General features: G+C 36.5%; 3 protein-coding genes. All 3 read left to right on the top strand.

Annotated elements, in window-relative coordinates; all coding sequences use genetic code 11:
* Nucleotides 1-332 precede the first annotated feature (332 nt).
* On the top strand, nt 333-1,811 hold the full coding sequence (locus AC2JBO_RS43745; protein WP_496959879.1) for a cytochrome P450: 1,479 nt from the start codon (nt 333-335) through the stop codon (nt 1,809-1,811).
* A gap of 251 nt (nt 1,812-2,062) precedes the next feature.
* Nucleotides 2,063-3,061, top strand: a complete 999-nt coding sequence (locus AC2JBO_RS43750) for a hypothetical protein (protein ID WP_496959880.1) — start codon at nt 2,063-2,065, stop codon at nt 3,059-3,061.
* 39 nt (nt 3,062-3,100) lie between these two features.
* On the top strand, nt 3,101-3,848 hold a 748-nt coding region (locus tag AC2JBO_RS43755; protein ID WP_496959881.1), incomplete at its 3' end, for a DUF1822 family protein.

Raw genomic sequence — 3,848 nt, forward strand, 5'->3', positions numbered from 1 at the left:
CGCCAGAATGATTTATACTCTGTTGCTAGTATTTTAAAACGGTTTGCTGATTTAATGCGGCAGTAAGTATATTTGAAGTTATAAGTTTTGTTTAGGGACGGCAGAATGTCCATCTCACTAATTGTTTGAGCTATGTTTATTATTTAATTTACATAAGAATTTCGGTGCCGCAGTCTGTTTTTCAAGCGAGGATATATTGCGGCTAATTCATCCTCGCTTTAATTTTAAGTATCTAAATTTATACATTAAAAAAGTAAGTTGTAACCAATACTACATTTAAGGTGAACTATCACCACTCTCTACAAGCGAAACAAAATTGTAAAATATATATCATGATTGCAAATACCATTGAGCGAAAAATAACAGTACCTGGTCCCCCCGTGTCTCCACTGTTCGGACATATTAGCCAGGTTTTAAATTTTGTTGGCGACTCTATTAAGTTATCGAGTCGGTTGTTTGAAAAATATGGCTCGGTTGTGGCTTTGACCCAAGGAGGTGGTACTAATGTATATTCACCATATCCTAATTGTCCGGGTACGGTGTTAGCAAAAGGCGCCGAGGTTGTTCGGGAAGTGACTAGCCAGCATGATATATATCACAAGTGTCCTTTGAGTGGACATATTTATCGTAAGCGGAATGATTCTCCACGTACTCATCCTTTTAGGCATTTTCTTGTTGGGTTATTTGGTGTTAACGGCGCCGAACATCGTCAACATCGGCAACTTCTAATGCCTGCTTTTCACAAGTCACGTATCGAAGCTTACCGCGATGATATGGTGGCAATTACTGAGTCTGAACTAAAAATATTACAAGTAGGTGAGGTCGTAAATACTCTTGAACTGATGCGGCGCCTAACGATGCGTATTGCTACTAAAACCTTATTTGGAATGGATTTTAGTGAAAATAGTGGTAGGTTTACAGCGCTGTTAAAAGAAGTTTTTGGTAAATATGGTAGTCCAGAAGTTCTTGCTCTTCCGTTTGATATCCCTGGTTTTCCTTACCATAAACTGCTTAACGGTATCGTTGAACTAGATACTATTATGCGGGATACCATTGGGCAAAAGCGCTCTGCTGGTATTGATAACGGTGATGTTCTTTCAATGCTTATCCAAGCTAGAGATGCTGAAAATGGGATGACGCTAACTGATGATGAATTACTTGGACATCTTGGTGTTATTTATTTTGCTGGTCATGATACAAGTGCAAATGCATTAACTTGGACTTTGTTTTTACTTTCCCAACATCCCCAAGTTGCTGCTGACTTACTTGATGAACTTGATGGTGTGTTACATGGTGAGGGGCCTACTATTGAACAATTACAACAGCTACCTTTATTAGAGCATGTTATTAAAGAAAGTATGCGAGTACTATCACCTGTTCCTTGGAATGGTCGTGTTATTTCGCAGGATACTATATTAAGTGGTTATGATTTGCCAAAAGGGACAGAAGTTTTTGTAAGTATTTATCATACTAATCGGGCACCTGAAATATATTCAGAGCCGGAGCGTTTTGTTCCTCAGAGATGGGAGCAAATTCAGCCAAGTATATACGAATATAATCCTTTTAGTGCTGGGTCGCGCGTTTGTATCGGCGCCGGATTTGCGATAATGGAAATCAAAATTATTTTGGCAATGTTGTTAATGCGTTACCGTTTAGAGTTTTTACCACAACAAGTTAACGCGAAAGGACTAATTGTGTTGTGTGCTGAAAATGGTTTGTCTATGCGAGTATGCGAACAAGACCGCGAATTTAATCAAGGTGTAGGTGGGATAAGTGGGAATGTTCGTGAAATGGTAAAGTTATCGAATTAAGGATAGATTAAGATATTTTTAACAATTAAGTATTCCGGCCAATATCAATTTAATTGTATGTAAAGTTTTGTAAAAAAAAGAAAGCCCTGCATAAACTTTTGCCAGTCAGTCGGAAATACAGTTATAGGTTCAAAGTTTCATTCTTCATTAACTGAGAGTGTGATATACGTACCTAACCTTATCAGATTGCTCTGTATCAATTAACACTATTTTGATTAACGCAGTATCTTGAAAGCTTGGAACAATATAGCATGGTTAACTCTTTCCCAAATGGCTTAACTGATTCTGATATCCAACTTCAACAGTTGGTGGATATGGTACAAAAGCACCCAATACAAAGTCAAGAACGAAAACAAGCTCTTAATGAACTAGTTAATGTGATTCTGCGCTCGCACAAACTTCGTAGTCCGTCAAAACTAATTTCTCCTACTGCTCAACAAATTTCTTTGGACTTGCAACAGCAACTTTTGCTTGATGTTAGCGAGAAGATAAATAATTATAATCCACAACGTACACCAATAAAAGAATGGGTAAATTCTCTGCGGGATGCAGCTTTGAAAACAATATTGACTGATACAATAATTAATCGAATAGCCCAAGAAGCTCAACAAGCTTTACCTGGTAGTAAAGAACGAAGGTTAGTATTAAATTTGTTAGTTGAAGCTCTTCAAATAACAGATAGTTTTTACCATCCCTACAGAAGTTCTTATTCATTTTCACCTGATTTTTATGAGTATATATATAAAGAGGCAATTCAAGAAACTCTACTATACATTTGTCATCATATTGACCAATATAACCCCAACCATAACGTAATGGCTTGGGTTAATTTTTTATTACCTAAAAGATTCAGTGATGTCCAAAATAAATATATGAAACAAGGCATCACAAAGTTACCAAAAATTCTCAGGAACATCACCAATAAAAACCAGTCTGAAGGTAAAATAGTCTTCCTCAATAACGCAGAAACTTTAGAAAGATTTTGGAAAAAAGAAGAAGCTGTTTCCAATTCTCAAGAACTGCGGAATTTTATTGAAGAAGACCCAGATGGGGTGTTTAGTAAAGCACACATTGTAGGGCGCCCAGATGTTAACTTTAAAGTTATGATGTTGGAAAAAGTGTGGGGGGGTAAAACCTGGGAATATTTGGCAAAACAATGGCAAATAGATTCAATTCAAACCCTTTCCTGTTTTTTCAATCGTAGTCTCAAAAAATTTAGCCCTCTTTTTGTGGAATACTTACAAGATTAATGCCAAAATTTAGTTAATTAGCGAGGCAGTTTTTAAATCATGAGAATTAGTAGTATGATAGAAGCATTAACTTTTAGAGTTCCTCTGTCTTTGTCAGCGCATCAAATCGCGCAACAGCTATCTGAGGCACAATTTACTCCCGAAAAAGTTCAACAAGTCTATCATAATGTTTTAGCCGTACATGCAGTAAATTTTTATTTGCAATGTATGGGATTAGACACAGATTTGCAAGAAAGTGATAGTCATGATAAAGTCATGTCAACTTTTACAGATGTAGCAGATTTAGAAGTAAAAGACTACGGTAAATTAGAGTGTCGTCCAGTACTATCAGATGCAGAGGTTTGTTATGTACCAGCAGACGTTTGGTCAGACAGAATAGGCTATATTGTTGTACATCTTAATGAATCATTACAACAAGCAACAATTCTGGGGTTTGCTGCAACAGTAGCTGAAAAGAAAGGTGTTTTATATATCAACCAGTTGCAAACACTTGCAGACTTTCCGGAGTATATTAGTCAAATAAATCCAGTTAAAAGACTAATTGACTCTGTAGAAAAAAGAGTAGTAAACTTAAGGGATTGGCTACAAAATATCTTTGAACCTGATTGGCAACCGCTTGAAGCATTAGGGATAAGAGTTAATGATTTATCCCCTGTTCTCAGGAATTTTGAAGATAGTAGCATGGAGAGAATCAAGCTCTTAGATTTAGGAGTGCAAATTAAGCATCAGTCTTTAGTTCTTTTAGTAGGTCTAAAACCGGAAGATGATAACAAAGTTGGTATTCGTG

This window comes from Calothrix sp. CBUCES-K 9914, from assembly GCF_059640475.1.